The following is a 448-nucleotide window of genomic DNA, read 5'->3' as shown; positions in this document are numbered from 1 at the left end:
ATGAACGTCAGCTGGGCACGACGCAACAGGATAGGTACCTCAAGTTCGCCGGTATCTGCCTGGCGCGTGAAAGCCACTTGTACGTCTCGGTCGATAACCAGTTCGAGAAACAGCTCGGCAAGACGCCGACGGATCACCGCTTCGTCTCGTACCAAGATCGGCCAGAGTTTTGGATGTCGACGTCCGTCGAGTGATGGCCCTGCCAGCAGCTGCACCAGGGCGCGCCGGGTATCCAGTGGCAACTCGCCGCTGTCGCCCAGGAACAGGGTGTTGGCGGGTACCTGAGCAGCATCGGGTGCTTGTGCCTCGGCTGGCATTGCCGCTTCGTCGTTCTCAGACCAGTTCATTGGCCCGCTCCCTCAAAAAGAAGATCTTTGGAATTCGGGCGCTACGACGCTCCTCGTCGCCTCCAACCCAGCCTACGGTTTCACTGTGGTCGGCCTTGAAC

The 448-nt window shown here is 60.0% G+C and carries 1 protein-coding gene; it reads right to left on the bottom strand.

Features of this window, described 5'->3' with window-relative positions:
- On the bottom strand, nucleotides 1-347 hold a 347-nt coding region (locus J5M56_RS25400; RefSeq protein WP_207938110.1), incomplete at its 3' end, for a DUF4194 domain-containing protein.
- Nucleotides 348-448: the final 101 nt, after the last annotated feature.

The organism is Pseudomonas sp. 51_B, from assembly GCF_017491595.1.
GTDB classification, from domain to species: Bacteria; Pseudomonadota; Gammaproteobacteria; order Pseudomonadales; family Pseudomonadaceae; genus Aquipseudomonas; species Aquipseudomonas promysalinigenes.
Note: the sequence above shows the minus strand (reverse complement) of the source record. Positions and strands in the feature narration are given on the sequence as shown.